Source organism: Pseudomonas sp. AIG (genome assembly GCF_977020205.1).
On the sequence record NZ_CDROCK010000002.1, the window covers coordinates 101,620 to 118,732 of the forward strand.

At 58.0% G+C, this 17,113-nt stretch carries 12 protein-coding genes; all 12 read left to right on the forward strand.

All coding sequences use genetic code 11. From position 1 onward, the window contains the following. Positions 1–4 precede the first annotated feature (4 nt). Positions 5–1,525 (forward strand): sigma-54 interaction domain-containing protein, encoded by a 1,521-nt coding sequence (locus ACWR1S_RS01915; protein WP_454562248.1) that lies wholly within the window; start codon positions 5–7, stop codon positions 1,523–1,525. Positions 1,526–1,618: 93 nt separating this feature from the next. Next, positions 1,619–1,759, forward strand: coding sequence for a hypothetical protein (locus ACWR1S_RS01920; RefSeq protein ID WP_003229566.1), 141 nt, complete (start codon positions 1,619–1,621; stop codon positions 1,757–1,759). A gap of 18 nt (positions 1,760–1,777) precedes the next feature. Continuing rightward, positions 1,778–2,974: a type VI secretion system-associated FHA domain protein TagH gene (gene tagH, locus ACWR1S_RS01925; RefSeq protein ID WP_077575068.1), complete on the forward strand. Its 1,197-nt coding sequence runs from the start codon at positions 1,778–1,780 to the stop codon at positions 2,972–2,974. Positions 2,975–2,979: 5 nt separating this feature from the next. Beyond that, positions 2,980–3,480: a type VI secretion system lipoprotein TssJ gene (tssJ, locus tag ACWR1S_RS01930; RefSeq protein ID WP_007920299.1), complete on the forward strand. Its 501-nt coding sequence runs from the start codon at positions 2,980–2,982 to the stop codon at positions 3,478–3,480. Positions 3,481–3,482: 2 nt separating this feature from the next. Then, positions 3,483–4,814: a type VI secretion system baseplate subunit TssK gene (tssK, locus tag ACWR1S_RS01935; RefSeq protein WP_007920300.1), complete on the forward strand. Its 1,332-nt coding sequence runs from the start codon at positions 3,483–3,485 to the stop codon at positions 4,812–4,814. 5 nt (positions 4,815–4,819) lie between these two features. After that, positions 4,820–5,695: a type IVB secretion system protein IcmH/DotU gene (gene icmH / locus ACWR1S_RS01940; protein ID WP_016985783.1), complete on the forward strand. Its 876-nt coding sequence runs from the start codon at positions 4,820–4,822 to the stop codon at positions 5,693–5,695. 13 nt (positions 5,696–5,708) lie between these two features. After that, positions 5,709–9,248, forward strand: a complete 3,540-nt coding sequence (gene tssM, locus ACWR1S_RS01945) for a type VI secretion system membrane subunit TssM (RefSeq protein WP_454562249.1) — start codon at positions 5,709–5,711, stop codon at positions 9,246–9,248. Further along, positions 9,248–9,976, forward strand: a complete 729-nt coding sequence (locus tag ACWR1S_RS01950) for a PP2C family protein-serine/threonine phosphatase (RefSeq protein ID WP_038359322.1) — start codon at positions 9,248–9,250, stop codon at positions 9,974–9,976. Before tssM ends, ACWR1S_RS01950 begins: the two co-directional genes overlap by 1 nt. Continuing rightward, positions 9,973–10,974: a serine/threonine-protein kinase gene (locus ACWR1S_RS01955; protein WP_454562250.1), complete on the forward strand. Its 1,002-nt coding sequence runs from the start codon at positions 9,973–9,975 to the stop codon at positions 10,972–10,974. Before ACWR1S_RS01950 ends, ACWR1S_RS01955 begins: the two co-directional genes overlap by 4 nt. 28 nt (positions 10,975–11,002) lie before the next feature. Then, positions 11,003–13,051, forward strand: coding sequence for a type VI secretion system Vgr family protein (locus tag ACWR1S_RS01960; RefSeq protein WP_454562251.1), 2,049 nt, complete (start codon positions 11,003–11,005; stop codon positions 13,049–13,051). 38 nt (positions 13,052–13,089) lie between these two features. Further along, positions 13,090–14,091: a sel1 repeat family protein gene (locus ACWR1S_RS01965; RefSeq protein ID WP_454562252.1), complete on the forward strand. Its 1,002-nt coding sequence runs from the start codon at positions 13,090–13,092 to the stop codon at positions 14,089–14,091. Further along, positions 14,091–17,108, forward strand: coding sequence for a pesticin C-terminus-like muramidase (locus ACWR1S_RS01970; protein WP_454562253.1), 3,018 nt, complete (start codon positions 14,091–14,093; stop codon positions 17,106–17,108). The genes ACWR1S_RS01965 and ACWR1S_RS01970 overlap by 1 nt, the downstream gene beginning before the upstream one ends. Positions 17,109–17,113: the final 5 nt, after the last annotated feature.

Sequence of the window (17,113 nt, forward strand, 5' to 3'; positions counted from 1 at the left end):
TGTGATGTTCACTCAGGTGCCGCAGCCACTGGTCTATGCCGAAGCGTTGCTGGCGCAGTTCGCCAGTCTGTCGCGGGCGGCGGACGGTGCTGCGTTGCTGGGTGACTTCGTGCGCGGTCTGGCCGAGCTGAGCGGTTGCGAATTGACGCAGCTGTATCTGCTCGACGCCACCCACACGTGCCTGGGGATGAACGCCGAATGCCTCGACGGCGCCCTGCAACCGCGCGAAGCGGCGAGCCTGCCGGCGGATTACAACGGTGAACAACTGCTGCAATTCGCCCTGTGCCAGAACCGCGTGGTGTGTCTCGACGACTTGAGTGGCAGCCTGCACGAAACCAGTTTCCTGCCAGCGGCGACCTCGCCGTGGCAGTCGCTGCTATGCGTGCCACTGGTCAATCAGCACAAAGCTGTTGAAGGTCTGCTGCTGTGCGCCAGCCGCCGACGTACCCACCTGCAAGGCTTCGCCGATTCCCTCGGCCAGCTCGGCTCGTTCGTGCTGGGCCAATTGCATTTGCTGCAACGCCTGCGTCAGCCGCTGGCGGAATCGGCAACGGTTGCGCGCAGCGTGCCGAGCATCAGCGGCTATGGCTTGATCGGTAAAAGCGCGGCGATGCGCCAGACCCATTCGCTGATCAGCAAAGTCCTGCACAGCCCGTACACCGTGTTGTTGCGTGGCGAAACCGGCACCGGCAAGGAAGTCGTGGCGCGGGCGATTCATGATTGCGGCCCGCGTCGTTCTCAGGCGTTCATCGTGCAGAACTGCGCGGCGGTCCCGGAAAATCTGCTCGAAAGCGAGCTGTTCGGCTATCGCAAAGGCGCCTTCACTGGCGCCGATCGCGACCGCGCCGGCCTGTTCGATGCAGCCAATGGCGGCACGCTCTTGCTCGACGAAATCGGCGACATGCCGCTGTCGTTGCAGGCGAAGATTCTGCGCGTGTTGCAGGAAGGCGAGATTCGTCCGTTGGGTTCCAACGACACCCACAAGATCGACGTGCGCATCATCGCCGCGACCCACCGCGATCTGTCGACGCTGGTCAGCGAAGGCAAATTCCGTGAGGACTTGTACTACCGCCTCGCGCAATTCCCGATCGAGTTACCGGCCCTGCGTCAGCGCGACGGCGACATCCTTGAACTGGCCCAGCACTTCGCCGAGAAGACCTGCACGTATTTGCAGCGCGACCCGGTGCGCTGGTCGAGCGCGGCGCTGGAACACCTGTCCGGCTACAACTTCCCCGGCAACGTGCGTGAACTCAAAGCCCTGGTCGAGCGCGCGGTGCTGTTGTGCGAAGGTGGTGAGTTGCTCGCCGAGCATTTCTCCCTGCGCATGGAGGTAATGCCGGAAGACAACAGCCACTTGAATTTGCGTGAACGTCTGGAGCAGGTCGAACGTACTTTATTGCTCGATTGCTTGCGCAAAAACGACGGCAACCAGACCCTCGCCGCCCGCGAATTGGGCTTGCCGCGACGCACGCTGCTGTATCGGCTCGGCCGTCTGAACATCAATCTGGGAGATTTCGATGGGTAGGCAAAACGTCATCGAGATCCCCACAAAAACCAATTTCAGCGCCGCCCGCAAGGGTCGGCGCTTTGTGCTTTGTCTACACCTGGAGACCCTCTGATGTCTGTTCGTCACTGGCACGCTGTCCTGCTGACCCTCGTCGTTCTATGCGGCCTTGGCGGCTGTAGCGGCAATTACAAATTCAACGACAACGACTATCGCCCGTTGGGTGATCCGCAAGCGGTCAATCGCGGCAAGTGACCGCAAGGAGCATCAAACATGGAATTGGTTTTCGAAATGCTGAACACCAAGCAGTTCGTGCCCACCGAGTTGTGCCAGAAGACCTTTAAACAGGCCGGCGGCGTGATCGGGCGGGGCGAGGACTGCGACTGGATCATCCCTGACCGCAAGCGTCACCTGTCCAATCACCACGCGATTGTCAGTTACCGCGAGGGCACGTTCTTCCTCACCGACACCAGCAGCAACGGTGTCCAGGACGGCGAGAGCGGCGCGCGTCTGCACAAAGGCGAACCGGTGCGCATCGAGCATGGCAGCACCTACGTGCTGGGTGACTTCGAAATTCGCGCGCGCCTGGTGCGCGACCCGGCGACCTTCGACGGTGAAGTCGGCCGCCCGCGCGCTGCCGGCAGCATCATCCCGGACGATGCGTTCCTCGATCTCGACCCGCTCAATGCCCTCGAACAGCAAGAGCGTGTGTACTCGGAAATCGACGAACTGCTGGCGCCGAACACCAAGCCTGAGGATTCCCGTCAGCGTGCCGACTACGCGCGCATCGACATGGAAAGCCTGATGGTGCCGGAACTGATCGCCGCGCCTGCCGAACCTGAGCCTGCTCCGGCACCGAAAGCCGTTGAGCGTCAAAGCGAAGGTTTCTGGGATCATTTCGGTGCGGCGCTGGGTGTCGACGTCAAAGGCCTCAGCCACGACGAACGTGAAGCCCTGGCCCTGAACGCTGCGCGCTTGCTGCGCCAAAGCATCGGCGGTTTGCAGCAGAGCCTGCGCACTCGCTCGGAGCTGAAAAACGAGCTGCGTCTGGCCCAGACAACCGTGCAAGGCACCAACAAGAACCCGCTGAAATTCGCCGTCGACCCGAGCGAAGCGCTGCAGATTCTGTTGCAGCCAAGCAAGCCCGGCCATCTGCCGGCCGAGCAAGCCATCTCCCGCGCGTTCCGCGATCTGCAGGCGCATCAAGTGGCGTTGCTGACCGCCAGCCGCGCCGCCGTACGCGGCACCCTGGAGCATTTCTCTCCGGAACAACTGACCTTGCGTTTCGAGCGCGACAACAAGCCGTTGATCGCGACCTCGGGCGGGCGCTGGAGAGCGTTCGGCCGTTATCACCAGGCGCTGCGTCAGGACGATGACTGGAGCGAGCGTCTGCTGGCCCGCGACTTTGCCCAGGCTTACGAAGAACAGATCCGCCTGATCTCCACCCTCCACACCGACCACCAAGGATGATGCGCATGTCTCGCCGCTCGACCGCTTTTTTCAAGACGCTGACTGCGCTCACCGTGCTGGTGTTGCTCGCCGGTTGCTCGTCGCTGTCGCCGTACTCGAAAGTGACCAAGATCAACCTCAAGCTGACCGGCAGCGATCAGCTCAATCCGGACCTCAACGGTCGGCCGTCGCCGATCGTCGTGCGCCTGTTCGAACTCAAGCACCCGGTGACCTTCGAGAACGCTGACTTCTTCAGCCTCTACGAGCGCGCCAAGGAATCCCTCAACCCGGATCTGGTGGCCAGCGAAGAACTCGAGCTGCGCCCGGGCGAAACCGTGGAGATGAAGCTCAAGGTGGAAGAGGGCAGCCTTTATGTGGGTGTTCTCGCCGCTTACCGCGACTTGCCGGACACCCAATGGCGCCACACCGTTCAGATCACTCCGCTGGAAGTCACCGAAGTCGATCTGACTCTGGACCAGACCGGCATCCGCAACACCAATCAAGTGCTCGCCAAGGCGGATGACTGATCATGAATACCCATAAAGTCATTTGGCAGGAAGGCATGCTGCTGCGGCCGCAGCACTTCCAGCACAACGATCGCTATTACGATCACCAGATGAAAACCCGCACCCAATTGCTGGGTGGCTACACCTGGGGTTTCCTCAATCTGGAGATCGACTTGCAGTTCCTCAACATGGGCAAACTGGTGATCAGTGAAGCCTCGGGGATTCTGCCGGACGGCAGCCTGTTCGAACTCGGTGGCAACACCGAGCCGCTGGCGCTCGACGTACCGCCGAACACCGGCAACACGCCGATCTATCTGGCGCTGCCGCTGGTCACCGGCAACCACATCGAGTCGCGCCGTCCGGAGCAATCCGACGTGCTAGCGCGTTACACCGCGTACGACGCCGAAGTGGCCGACTCCAACGCCGGCGACGATTCCGCCAGCCAGGTCAGCTGCGGTCGCCCGGACTTCAAACTGTTGCTCGGCGAGCAGCAGAGCGATCAGGCCTACGTGAAGCTGAAGATCTGCGACGTGCTCGACACCACGCCGGACGGCGTGATCAGCCTCGACCCGGACTTCGTGCCAACCTACATTCAGGCCCACGCCTCCAGCTATCTGCTGTCGTGCCTGAAAGAAGTCATCAGCATGCTCAACCACCGTGGCGACACGATTGCCGAGCGGATTCGCTCCAACGGCAAGGTCGGTGGTGCGGAAGTCGGCGACTTCATGATGCTGCAACTGATCAACCGCACCGAACTGTTGCTGCGCCACTACCTCGGCCTGGAGCAAGTGCACCCGGAAGAGTTGTACCGCACGCTGCTGACCATGCTCGGCGATCTGGCGACCTTCTCCGGCGAGAGCAAACGCCCGCGCCTGGACAGTCGCTACTCCCACGCTGACCAAGGCGGCAGCTTCCGCAAGCTGATGGAAGCGATTCGTCAGGTGCTGTCGATGGTGCTCGAACAGCACGCCATCGAACTGATCCTGCAAGCGCGTCAGTACGGCATCATCGTCTCGCCGTTGCACGACCACAAACTGCTCGGCTCGGCGTCGTTCGTGCTGGCAGCCAGTGCCAACTGCGACTCCGAAGAACTGCGCCACCGCTTGCCGGCGCACCTCAAGGTCGGCCCGGTGGAGCGCATCCGCCAACTGGTCAACCTGCACTTGCCGGGGATCAAGGTCAAACCGTTGCCGGTGGCCCCACGGCAGATCGCGTTCCACTCGAACAAAACCTATTTCATCCTCGAACTCAGTTCCGAAGACCTGGCACAACTCGAGCGCTCCGGCGGTTTCGCGTTCCATGTGTCCGGCGAATTTGCCGAGCTTGAACTGAAATTCTGGGCCATCAGGAACTGACCGACATGATCAAGGAAACGGATTACAACCAGGACGACAAAACCGTCCTGCTCGATCGTCAGGGCCACGGACCGGCATCGAGTCCGCTGACCGACTTCGCCGCGCCACCGCGTTTCGAGCAACTGGAAGAACGCATGATCTACGCCGCGCGCTTGCGCCCGGCAGAAGCGTTCAACATCAGCCTCAATTCGCTGGTCGCGGCCTCGTCCGAGCTGCTTTCGGAAGTGGTGCGCCTCAAGCACAGCGAAACCCGCGAAGACTTGTACGCACTCAACGAGCGCCTGACTGCCGGGCTGAAATTGTTTGAAGTACGCGCCCTGCACAACGGCGCCGAAAGCAGCCAGGTGATGGCCGCGCGTTACGTGCTCTGCACCGTGGTCGACGAAGCTGTCGTGACCACGCCGTGGGGCAACGAAAGCGAATGGTCGCAGATGAGCCTGCTGAGCAGCTTCCACAACGAAACCTTCGGTGGCGAGAAGTTCTTCCAGTTGCTCGATCGGCTGTCGAAGAACCCGGTCAAGCACTTGCCGATGCTCGAGCTGATGTACCTGTGCCTGTCCCTCGGTTTCGAGGGCAAGTACCGCGTACAGGCACGCGGCATGCTCGAACTTGAAGGCATCCGCGATGCTCTGTACCGGCAGATTCGTCAGTTGCGTGGCGACGTGCCGCGCGAGTTGTCGCCGCACTGGGAAGGCTTGAACGATCAGCGCCGCAACCTGGTGCGCATCGTGCCGGCGTGGATGGTGGTGTTGTTCACTTTCGTCTGTCTGGTGGTGATGTATTCGGGCTTCGCCTGGGTCTTGGGCGAGCAGCGCGACACCGTTCTGCAACCATATCAGCCGCTTGATCCTGCCGCGGTGCAACCGCAGTCGCAGCCGTAAACAGGGACGTGTGATGAAAAAGTTTTTCAAGAAAGTCGGCGCCTTCCTCCGCCAGACCTGGGTCTGGACCTTGCTGCTGGTGCTGTTTGTGGCGCTGCTGGTGTGGTTCGTCGGCCCGTTGTTGGCGGTTGATGACTACAAGTTCTGGGAGAGCTCGACCGCGCGCTTGCTGACCATCGCTGTGCTGTTCCTGATCTGGGGCCTGACCATGGTCTTCGTCAGCTGGCGCAGCGGTATCCGCAAGAAAGCCGAGGAAGAAAGCGAAGACGGCCAGGATCGCATCCGCCGCGAAGAGCTGATCGACGAAGAGCAGAAAGAGTTGAAGGCACGTTTCAAAGACGCGCTGAAAACCCTGAAGACTTCCAGCCTGTATCGCGGCCGCAGCGAACGCTGGCGCAGTGACTTGCCGTGGTACCTGCTGATCGGTCCGCAGGCCTCGGGCAAGACCAGCCTGCTGGACTTCTCTGGTCTGGAATTCCCGATCAACAAGATCGACCGCAAACTGACCCGCGACACCCTCGGCACCCGTCATTGCGACTGGTACTTCGCTGACCACGGTGTGCTGATCGACACCGCCGGGCGTTACACCACGCAACCGGATGTGGAAGTCGACGGCGGTGCCTGGACGACGTTGCTGGAGCTGTTGCGCAAGCGTCGTCGCGGGCGTCCGTTGAACGGCGTGCTGGTGACCATTCCGGTGGAAACCCTGCTCGGTGGCAGTGAGCAGGACATCGACACCCTCGCGCGCCAGATTCGCGGCCGTCTGCAAGACGTGCATCAGAAACTGCACGTCGACGTACCGGTGTATCTGGTCCTGAGCAAGGCTGACAAGCTGCTCGGCTTCGACGAGTTCTTCGATCAACTGACTCGCGAAGAAAGCGATCAGGTACTCGGCACCAGTTTCCGCAAGGATCAGGTCGGCACCGACGTCGCTGTGCTGCGCAACGAGTTCGAAGAACTGCTGCGTCGCCTCAACAGCCAAGTGATCATGCGCATGCACTCCGAGCGCGACACTCAGCGCCGTGGCCGCATCCTCGACTTCCCGCATCAACTCGGGCAGATCGGCGAGCGACTGTGCCTGTTCGTCGACATGGCGTTCACCGGCAACCGCTATCAGCGTGCCACGCAACTGCGCGGTTTCTACCTGACCAGCGCACCGCACCTGACCCAAGAGATGGATGCAACCACTGCCGGTATAGGCGCCAGCCTCGGCATGAGCGCCGGTGTGCTGCCGACCCTGCGCAGCGGCCGTTCGCGGTTTATCCATCACTTGTTCAGCCAGGTGATTTTCCCGGAATCCGACCTGGCCGGTCTGGACAAGCGCGAACGCAGCCGTATTCATTGGGGCCAACGTGCGTTGTACGTCGGCGCACTGGCGGCACTGGCACTGTTCGGTATGCTCTGGGCGGGCGGTTTCTCGGCCAACTACGAGCGTCTGGAAAACCTGCGCAACCTGGCGCAGAACTGGACGCAGCAGCGCACGGCTTTGTCGCCGCGCGATGACGCCATGGGCGTACTGAAAACCCTCGACACCAGCTACGCGGCGACCCAGGTCTTCCCGAAAAAAGGCGACGTGTCGTATCACGAGCGCGGCGGTCTGTATCAGGGTGAAGACGTCAATCCAGTGGTCAAAGAGGCTTACGAGCGCGAGCTTGAAAAGCAATTGCTGCCACGGGTGGCGACCATGCTCGAAGGGCAGATTCGCGCCAACATGAAGGACCGCGATCGCTTGCTCAACAGCCTGCGCGCGTACCTGATGCTGAACATGAAGGATCGTCGCGATGCCGCGTGGCTCAAGGACTGGGTCGCTACCGACTGGTCGACGCGCTACACCGGCAACACCGCCGTACAGAACGGTTTGAGTGCGCACCTCGATCGCCTGCTGAAACAGCCGTTTATCTACCCGCTGAACGACCAATTGGTCACTCAGGCGCGTCAGGTATTGCGCAGCGAATCGCTGGCCACCGTGGTTTACCGCATGCTCCGCGAGCAGGCGCGCAACCTGCCGGACTATCGTTTCAGTCAACACCTCGGTCCACAAGGCTCGCTGTTTATCGGCACCGAATACGTGATCCCGGGGTTCTACACGCAAACCGGTTATCAGCAGTACTTCTCGGTACAGGGTTCGGCGCTGGTCACCGACATCCTGCGTGACAACTGGGTGTTGGGTGAAGGCGCGGGCATCAGCGACATGGACTTGCGTCGCCTGATGGTCGAGCTGGAGCAGCTGTACTTCCGCGACTACGCCAACTACTGGAGCGAAGCCGTTGGCCAGGTGGCCCTGCCGCCGATCAGCGACGCCGGTGAAGGCGCCGAGCAACTGGCGGGCCTGACCTCGGCCAACTCGCCGGTGCTCGCATTGCTCACCGAAGTGCGTGAGAACACCCGCTTCCAGGCCGCTGCAGATCCTGTCGAGGAAGCTGGCGACGCTGCTGATGCACTGGCCGGGCAGAAAGGCAAACTGGGTAAAGTCGGTAAACTGGCCTCGGCTGTCGCGGACAAGGCTTCGGCCCTGAACGTGGCGAAGACCCTGCCGGACACCGCGAAGAAGTCGCTGCAACGTCGCTTCGAACCGCTGCATCGTTTGCTCGATGACAACAACGGCCCGGCGGCGGATCTGACGCCTGCACTGAGCGCGCTCAACGACCTGCAACTGCAACTGGCCGGTCTGGCCCGTTCCAGCACGCCGGAACAAGCCGCGTTCGAAATGGCGAAAACCCGCATGAGCGGCCAGCGTGATGCGCTGACCAACCTGCGCAATGCCTCCGGTCGTCTGCCGCGTCCACTGAGCGTGTGGTTCAACGTGCTGGCCGAAGACTCGTGGCGTCTGGTGCTCAACGATGCTTACCAATACCTGAACGGCCGTTATCAGAACGAGCTGTACAGCGTGTATGGCAAAACCATCAGCAAGCGTTATCCGTTCAGCGCCAGCAGCACCAGCGACGTGGCGATCAGCGATTTCCGCGAGTTCTTCCGCGCTCAAGGCACCGTCGACCGTTTCTTCGACAGCTACCTGCGTCCGTTCGTCAGCGGCGATCCGGGCAACTACCGCATGCGCAGTGTCGATGGTCACAGCCTGCCGGTATCGAAGATGTATCTCGACCAGATGGCGGCGGCACTGACGATTCGTCAGAGCTTCTTCTCGATCAACCCGGCCGAGCCGACCGTGCAGTTCAAACTGGAGCCGTACACCCTCGACCCGGCGGTCAGCCGTTCCGAGTTCAAGTTCGGCGACAAGACCATGGAATACCGCCACGGTCCGATCCTGCCAATGTCGTTCAAGTGGCCGACCGATGCAGAAGACGGTCGCACCAGTCTGGTCATGGACAAAATGGCCGGGCGCCCGATCGGCATCGAGAAGAACTCCGGCCCATGGTCGCTGTTCCGTCTGTTCGACCTGATGCAGACCGAGTACCTGAGCGGTCGCGACGTGCTGGTGCTGAAAGCCGACGTAGGTGGCCTGCGCGCCAACTACCTGCTGACCAGCCAGCGCACGCCGAATCCGTTCGACATGGGCGTACTGCGCACCTTCCGTATGCCGGTGCAGCTCTGATGCTGGTGGCCAGTGCCTGGCGCAGCGCGGCGCGTACCGACCCGGGCAAGGTGCGGGCGCGCAACGAAGATGCCTTCCTCGACTCGCCACAGCAGGGGCTGTGGGTGGTCGCGGACGGTATGGGCGGTCATCAGGGTGGCGACATCGCCAGCCAGTTGATCGTCGCCAGCCTGGCTGAACTGCCGCAACACGAGGACTTCGACGAACGCCTCAAAGCCATTCGCCAGTGCCTGCACTGGCTGAACCGGCGTTTGGGGCAGGAGTTGACGGTCACCGCCGGGCGTCACGACAGCATCATGGGCAGCACCGTCGTCGCGCTGCTGGTGGAAGGCAATCGCGCGGCCTGCATCTGGGCCGGCGACAGCCGTTGTTATATGTGGCGTGGGCAGCGGCTGTATCAGCTGTCCAAGGACCATTCGCTGCAACAGCAATTGATCGACGAGCAGCAAATGAGCGTCGAACAAGCGGCAGCGCACCCGGCGGCTCAGGCCTTGACTCGAGCCGTCGGTGCGGCCGAACAACTGACCCTGGATGTCCTCGAACTCGAGGTCTATCCGGGTGATGCGTTTTTGCTCTGCAGCGATGGTTTGTATCAGGGCCTGAGCAGCGATGCCCTCGGCAACGCCCTCAGCCTCAGCGCGCCGCACGTGGCGCTGGAACGTTTGTTCGACGGCGCCCTGCGCGGCGCCGCGCGCGACAACCTGACAGCCGTGGTGATCCGCCAATGACCAAAATCGAATCGCCAATCGATGACTTGCTGATGAGCGAAGAACAGGCCAACAACCTGACCTACTTCGCCTTCGCCAAGGAAAACAAGGCAGAGCCTTTGCTGGCGCCAACCAAGGCCAGCATCGGAGCACTGCCGGATGTACTCGCCGGTCGCTACCACCTCGAGCGTCTGCTCGGGGCCGGTGGCATGGGCGCCGTTTACCGGGCGCGGGATCTGCTGCACGAACAGTTCGGCGATCCCGATCCTTACATAGCGCTGAAAATCCTCAGCGAAGAATTTGCCGAATCGCCGGACGCCAGTGCCTTGCTCTACAGCGAGTTCGCCCTGACCCGACGCCTGCGCCACGACAACGTCGTGCGTGCACACACCTTTGAAGTCGACACCGACTGCCAGCGGGCCTTCATCACCATGGAATACATGCGTGGCCTGACCCTGGACAAATTGCTCTGCGAGCGGCCCCTCGGCCTGCCGTGGCAAGAACTGCGCGACATCGTCCTGCCGCTGCTCGACACGCTGGCCTACGCCCACGGTCGCGGCGTGCTGCACGGTGACATGAAACCGAGCAACGTCATGCTCAGCGAAGATGGCTTGCGTCTGTTTGACTTCGGTTTGGGCCAGGCAGAGGAGGGCGTGCTGCCCGGCCTGCCGCACCTGAGCCGCGAACGCTTCAACGCCTGGACCCCGGGCTACGCCGCCCCCGAACTGCTTGAGGGCCAACCCTTGTCGGCCAGCGCGGACGTGTACGGCGTGGCCTGCGTGATCTATGAACTGGCGGGCGGCAAACACCCGTTCCGCCGCTTGCCCTCGACCCAGGCCCGCGACGAGCACCTGGAGCGCGAACTGCAAGCCCCGGCGAATTTACCGAAACACGGCTGGCCAGCGCTGCGAACCGCGCTGAGCTTCGACCCGGCAGAGCGCAGCATCACTGCCCAACAATTGCGTGACGCCTTGGGCGCCACTTCGTCCTGGCTGCAACGTCTGCGACTTCGGGCGTAACGGATGACATTCGAACAGGGAGCACTTTATGTTCAACCCAGCTAACGAAACCCACTTCAGCCTCAAGGTCGAAGACTACGTCGGCGACCTGCAAGTGCTGTCGTTCACCGGCACCGAAGGCATCAGCCAGCCGTTTCGTTTCGACCTCGAACTGGTCAGCGAAAACCCTGATCTGGACCTCGAACAACTGCTGCACAAGCAGGCGTTTCTCGCATTCGATCCGCAGGGCAGTGGCATTCACGGCCAGATCTACCGCGTCGCCCAAGGCGATGCCGGTAAGCGCCTGACCCGCTACAAAGTGTCGATGGTGCCGCAACTGCAATACCTGCATCACCGCACCAACCAGCGCATCTACCAGCAGATGTCAGCGCCGAAAATCATCGCGCTGATCCTCGAAGAACACGGCATCAAGGGCAACGCCTACAGCTTCCAGCTCAGCCAGCCGTGCCCGGATCGCGACTACTGCGTGCAATACGACGAAACCGACCTGCACTTCGTCCAGCGCCTGTGCGAAGAGGAAGGCATTCACTACCACTTCCAGCACAGCGAAAAGGCCCACCTGCTGGTGTTCGGCGACGACCAGACCGTGTTCCCCGACCTCGGCCAGCCAACCGCGTACGTGCAGGGCAGCGGCATGGTCGCCGAAGAACCGGTGATCAAAGGCTTCAAACTGCGCCTGGAAACCCGCACCAGCCGCACCACGCGCCGCGACTACGACTTCGAAAAACCGCGCCTGCAAATGGAAGCGGCGTACAAACCTGAAGGCGCTCTCGATAGCAAAGACGCTGAGCCAGATCTGGAAGACTACGACTACCCCGGCCGTTTCATCGACCGCGCCCGTGGCAAATTCCTCAGCCAGCGCGCCCTCGAACGCCATCGCGCCGACTACCGGCAGGCCGAAGGTCGCGGCGACCAGACCAAACTGGTCAGCGGCCACTTCATGGCCATGTCCGACCACCCGCGCAGCGAGTGGAACGACCTGTGGCTGCTCACCGAAATCGTCCACGAAGGCAAACAGCCGCAAGTCCTCGAAGAAGGCGTGACCAGCGACACCACCGACAACAAGGACGACTTCCACCAGGGCTACCGCAACACCTTCCTCGCCACCCCGTGGGACGTGTTCTACCGCCCGGCCCTCGAACACCCGAAACCGCGCGTCCTCGGCAGCCAGACCGCCATGGTCACCGGCCCCAAAGGCGAAGAAATCCACTGCGACCAGTACGGCCGCATCAAAGTCCAGTTCCACTGGGACCGCGAAGGCCTCGCCGACGACAAAACCAGCTGCTGGCTGCGCGTCTCCAGCTCCTGGGCCGGCGACCGCTACGGCGCCATCAGCATCCCGCGCATCGGCATGGAAGTCCTCGTCACCTTCCTCGAAGGCGACCCCGACCAACCGCTGGTGACCGGCTGCCTGTACCACAAGGAAAACCCGGTGCCGTATGCACTGCCGGCGAACAAGACCCGCAGCGTGTTCAAAACGCTCAGTTCACCGGGTGGCGGTGGGTACAACGAACTGCGCATTGAAGACAAGAAAGGTGCGGAGCAGATCTACATCCACGCCCAGCGTGATTGGGATGAGAACGTTGAGCACGACCAGAAGATTCGGGTCGGCAATGAACGTCATGACACGGTGGTGAAGAACACCTACACCGAGCTGAAGGCCGAGGAACACCGCACCACGATTTCCGACCGCAAGATTGAAGCGAAGCTGGATGATCACCTCACGGTTGGGCAGAACCAGCATGTGAAGTTGGGCACGGCGCAACTGACCAGCGTGGGGAAAGAGATACACCTCAAGGCTGGGGACAAGATTGTTATTGAGGCGGGGACAGAGCTGACCATTCTTGGGGGTGGGAGCTTTATCAAGCTCGATGGCGGTGGGGTGACGGTGGTTGGGCCGGTGATCAAGATCAATGCGGGTGGCTCGGCTGGCTCCGGCACGGGGATCGGGATTAAACCGCCGGTGCTACCGGGGGCGGCGGATAAGGATAAGGCGGGGAGTTTGATGGATCAGGCGTTGTTGAATGCACCGCCTGAGAAGGTTAAACCGAAGGCTTTTTTTGTGTTTTCCGAATGATGAGTGTCGTGATGACAACAAACAGGTACGTAAGGCAGATGAAGTGGTTTTCGATTGTTTTGTTGTGCTGGGGGATGACTTCGGGGGCCTTTGCCTCTTCGTCCAGCACCGCCCAATGCCCAAGCGGCAATTTTGCTGATTTCGTAAAAGTTTTTGCATCTGAGCCAGAGACACAGAAAGCGTTTATTGCGTCTCCTGTGAAGCATGTTCACGTGATAGCTGATGGGAAAATACCGAAGGTTGTCGAACGGAGCTTGGGCTCGATTTCCGCCGATGAGTTGAAGGTGCTGCTTCCGGAAAATGCTGCCAAATTGGGTCTCACTATTGAAACCAAGGTGCCTGACAGGGTGGTCGTCCGAGATGAGGCGGGCCATTTTTTGAAGATTTTTCTTTTCAAACACAGTGATTGCTGGGCTCTGAATCGAGTGGAGAACTGGGCAATCGATGCGGTCATGGAAGAGATCACTCAGTCTGAGAAACTAACGCCAGGTGAGCTAGAACTCAAAAAAGGCGTCATATTTGACAGACTGGTCAATAAGGCGTCTCCAGCATCAGGTATCTCTTTATACGCTGCGGCATTGGATAGCTATTTAGATGGTGCCCAGAAGGGTTCGGCGCAAGCAGCATTTGCTGCTGCGGGAATCAGTCTTTCTGGGCAAGCGCCACGCTTGGAGAATTTCAGAATCCTGGCGTTATTGATTCAAGCTTCAGAACAAGTTCCGGATGCCGGCTTGACTCTCGCAGATTTTTATTGCGATGAGGGTGAGTACGACGAAAATCACGGTTGTATTAACCCCAAAGAATCAATAGCGACATTGGAGCGTGCCGCCCGCCTAGGTTCGACTAACGCACTGATTCGATTAGGTGAAGTGTACGAAGCGGGAGCCCTCGTAGCTGCTGACTTGCCTCGCGCGATGGCGTGTTACCGGAAGATCCAGAAAACCGATCCTAACACGGCTACCGCGTTGGTTGAGCGCTTGGCAGCCCGAGGCGTCGTCAGCGATAACTCTATTCAATGTTTTGAAGTAGGAAGCTTTTGATGAGCACAGGACTACTTGAGCAAAGGCAGCAATATCGCACTGGTTATGAGTATGGCCCTTTCAAGGGCGAGACTGACCATGATAACAATGGCAAGAAGGAAATTGACTGCTCCGGGCTTCTGTATCGAATGCTTAAGGATGCTGGATATACGATCCCTTACCTCACAACATCAGGGTTAAATACCGACACTACTTATTTTGATGTGATCCCACTCGCGGAAGTACAGCCTGGCGATATTGCGCTGTGGATAAACTTTCATGGGCACACTGGGGTCATCGAAGACATCTCCGGATCGCCTGTTCGAGATCGGGGGAATTTCTTCGGTTCACAGTCTTCAAACGGACCGAAATCTGCCAAATATGGGGTGGGCAGTGGTTACTGGCCAATGCCTGAAAAGTTTTTACGCCCGAGGCCCCAATTCAGAGGCGCACAACCAGCACCCGCACCTAATCCTGCGCCGGCCCCTGCACCGGCAGGCCTAACTCCGCTGATGAGCTTCCAATATCCAGTCAGAAAAGCTGACGGTAAGCAGTTTTCTGATGCGGATGAGATTTACAAGGCTCTCGAAAACGAGAGTGCCGGGCATTATTTGCTGGGCAGCAATAAGTTCTGGCACGGTGGCATTCACATCAGCAATGCCAGCGCTCCCCAATGCATTTTGAATGAACCGATTCGCTGCATGGCCGATGGCGAGGTGGTGGCCTACCGCCTCAACGAGGATTATCTAAAGTCGACGTTTGGTACAGGAGAAACGGCGAAAAACCTGGATTATTCTAGTTCCTTCTGTTTGGTGCGACATGAATACAAATCGGCGCCAAACCCAGAAGATGGACCTAATAAAGGAAAGCAGAACGGTCTGATTTTTTATAGCCTATATATGCATCTTTTGCCTTATAAGCACTATCCGTTAGCGGAGAATGAAAAGCCGAACCCGATAGTGACGATGACTGTAAAAGATTTCAAGGCGTATGATGATTTTCCTGCGTCGAATAACTTTCCATATCCAGGAAAATTGGCGAAGCACACCAAGCTTGAAATTCTGGAAAAAAGATCAGTTGAGGATGTTACTTATGCTAAGGGGAAAATCCTTTTCGGTAGCGTAAAACATGGGTCAACTAAAGTCCGCGACGTAGGGCAAGAAGTTTGGTTTGCATATTTAAAGAATGATGAGCCATATCAAAACTCCAGCCACAAGGCTATTTGGGTTGCAGATGCGATACCCGAGCGTGCTAGGCCAAAATATTGGCAAGGCAAGGTAAAGGCTAAAACTACCCAGCGTTTAGCTATGTACGGCGCGCCAACGAACCTTGCTAACGGACAACCTGCAGGTGCACGCATCGAAAATAATCGAGAGATTACAGTAGGTAGTGTCATTGAGTTCGATAGCAAAGATGTACTGAATTTGGTGGTTGGTAACAAGCTGCGGCGTATGGCGCCCTGCGTTCCAGTAGTTGCCAGCATCTGGAACGATAATGGAGCTGCCCCAAGTAATTTTTGGGCGATTATCGAAAGTGAGAAAGATAGTCAGTACACGCAATGGGAATCACTCACTCCTACAAATTTTGATGTTGTGACGACCAGTGTCGGAATCAAGGCTGGTGACCCTATTGGCTATTTGGGTAAAACTGAAAATCTAGTAACTGAAAACGGCCTTGCCGATAGTAAATTTCAAGTTCATATCGAGATATTTACAACTCAGGCTGAGGTGAAAGATTTTCTAGATAATGTAGCTGCATTAAAAGTCGGGCGTCAGTATTTGCATCTGCCGAAAGGTGCTCAACTTAAGAAAAAAATGCCTGCTACTGGAACAAGTGAACCTTTAAAAGAAGAACACGCTATTGACCTAGGTAAGGTGCCGGTTGTCAAGGAAGGCAATGAGGATTGGTATGAGCTCTCCGTAAATGATGAAGATCAGCCGGTCTCTGGATTGGTCAAAAAATCTGATGCAAAAGTTATCACTCCACACGATTGGACGAAAATGGGTTTTCAGCTTGTAGAGGAAAGCAACTCAGCCTCCGACGGTTTCCTCGATCCTGATGATATGCCCCAGTTTTTTAAAGACCTCTTGAAGAAAATAGACAAAAACCATGACGGAAAGGTTGAACCATCTGAACTCGCTGACGCATTGAAAAGTACGGAGACAAGGCAGCACTGGTCAAAATTAGTGGCACACCATCCTACGGAGTGGAAGGATGATACAAAATCAGAGAAATGGAAGAGATTAGACACTCTTCTAGAAGGTTCTGAAAAATTACTAAAACATGAAAAAGAAAGGATAGATTCATACGTTTTTTGGGATAAGTTGGCTGATAAGACCCCGGCAGGAACGGGGTTGATTTATCATTTTCACCCTATAGGTTTCGTTTCAAACTTCCTCGCGATGGAGGATGATAATGATCTGAAGTGGCTAAAGGTTGAGAAGGGACAACTTACTTTTGATGTGGAAGGAAATGACATAGAGGATTCGTCGAATTCTTTACACATGTATTTTAGTAGAAAAGCACATTGGCCAGGCGGAGCATCCGGAATTACGATTGGGAGAGGATATGACCTTGGTCAAAAATCGGATCCAATGAGCGATCTCACTGCCGTAGGTGTTCCAGAACCATTATTGAGTTGGTTGGTTGGAGCAAAAGGTCTAAGCGGTAATGCCGCAAGAGATTATCTTAATAATGCTAGCCCTGAAATTCGGAAGACATTCATTACGCGAAAGCAACAATATAAGCTGTTTGTTTCTGTCTATGAAATAATGAAAAATAAAGTTGTGACGATTTCTCAACAGCCTTTCAATGTCGGTCACTATGGCACGCTGAATTGGGATGCTGTTGATGTTAAGATCCAAGACATGATTGTTGACTTGATTTATCGTGGCGATTATAAGCCGACGACAAGAGAAATTGTTCAGCGGCCGTTTGTTGAGAATAATAAAGCAGAATTGAAGACTGTTATGTCTCTCGAAAGCAATTGGCCAGGAGTGCCTGCTGCCAGATTCGCTGCACGTAAAAACTATTTATGAGGTGG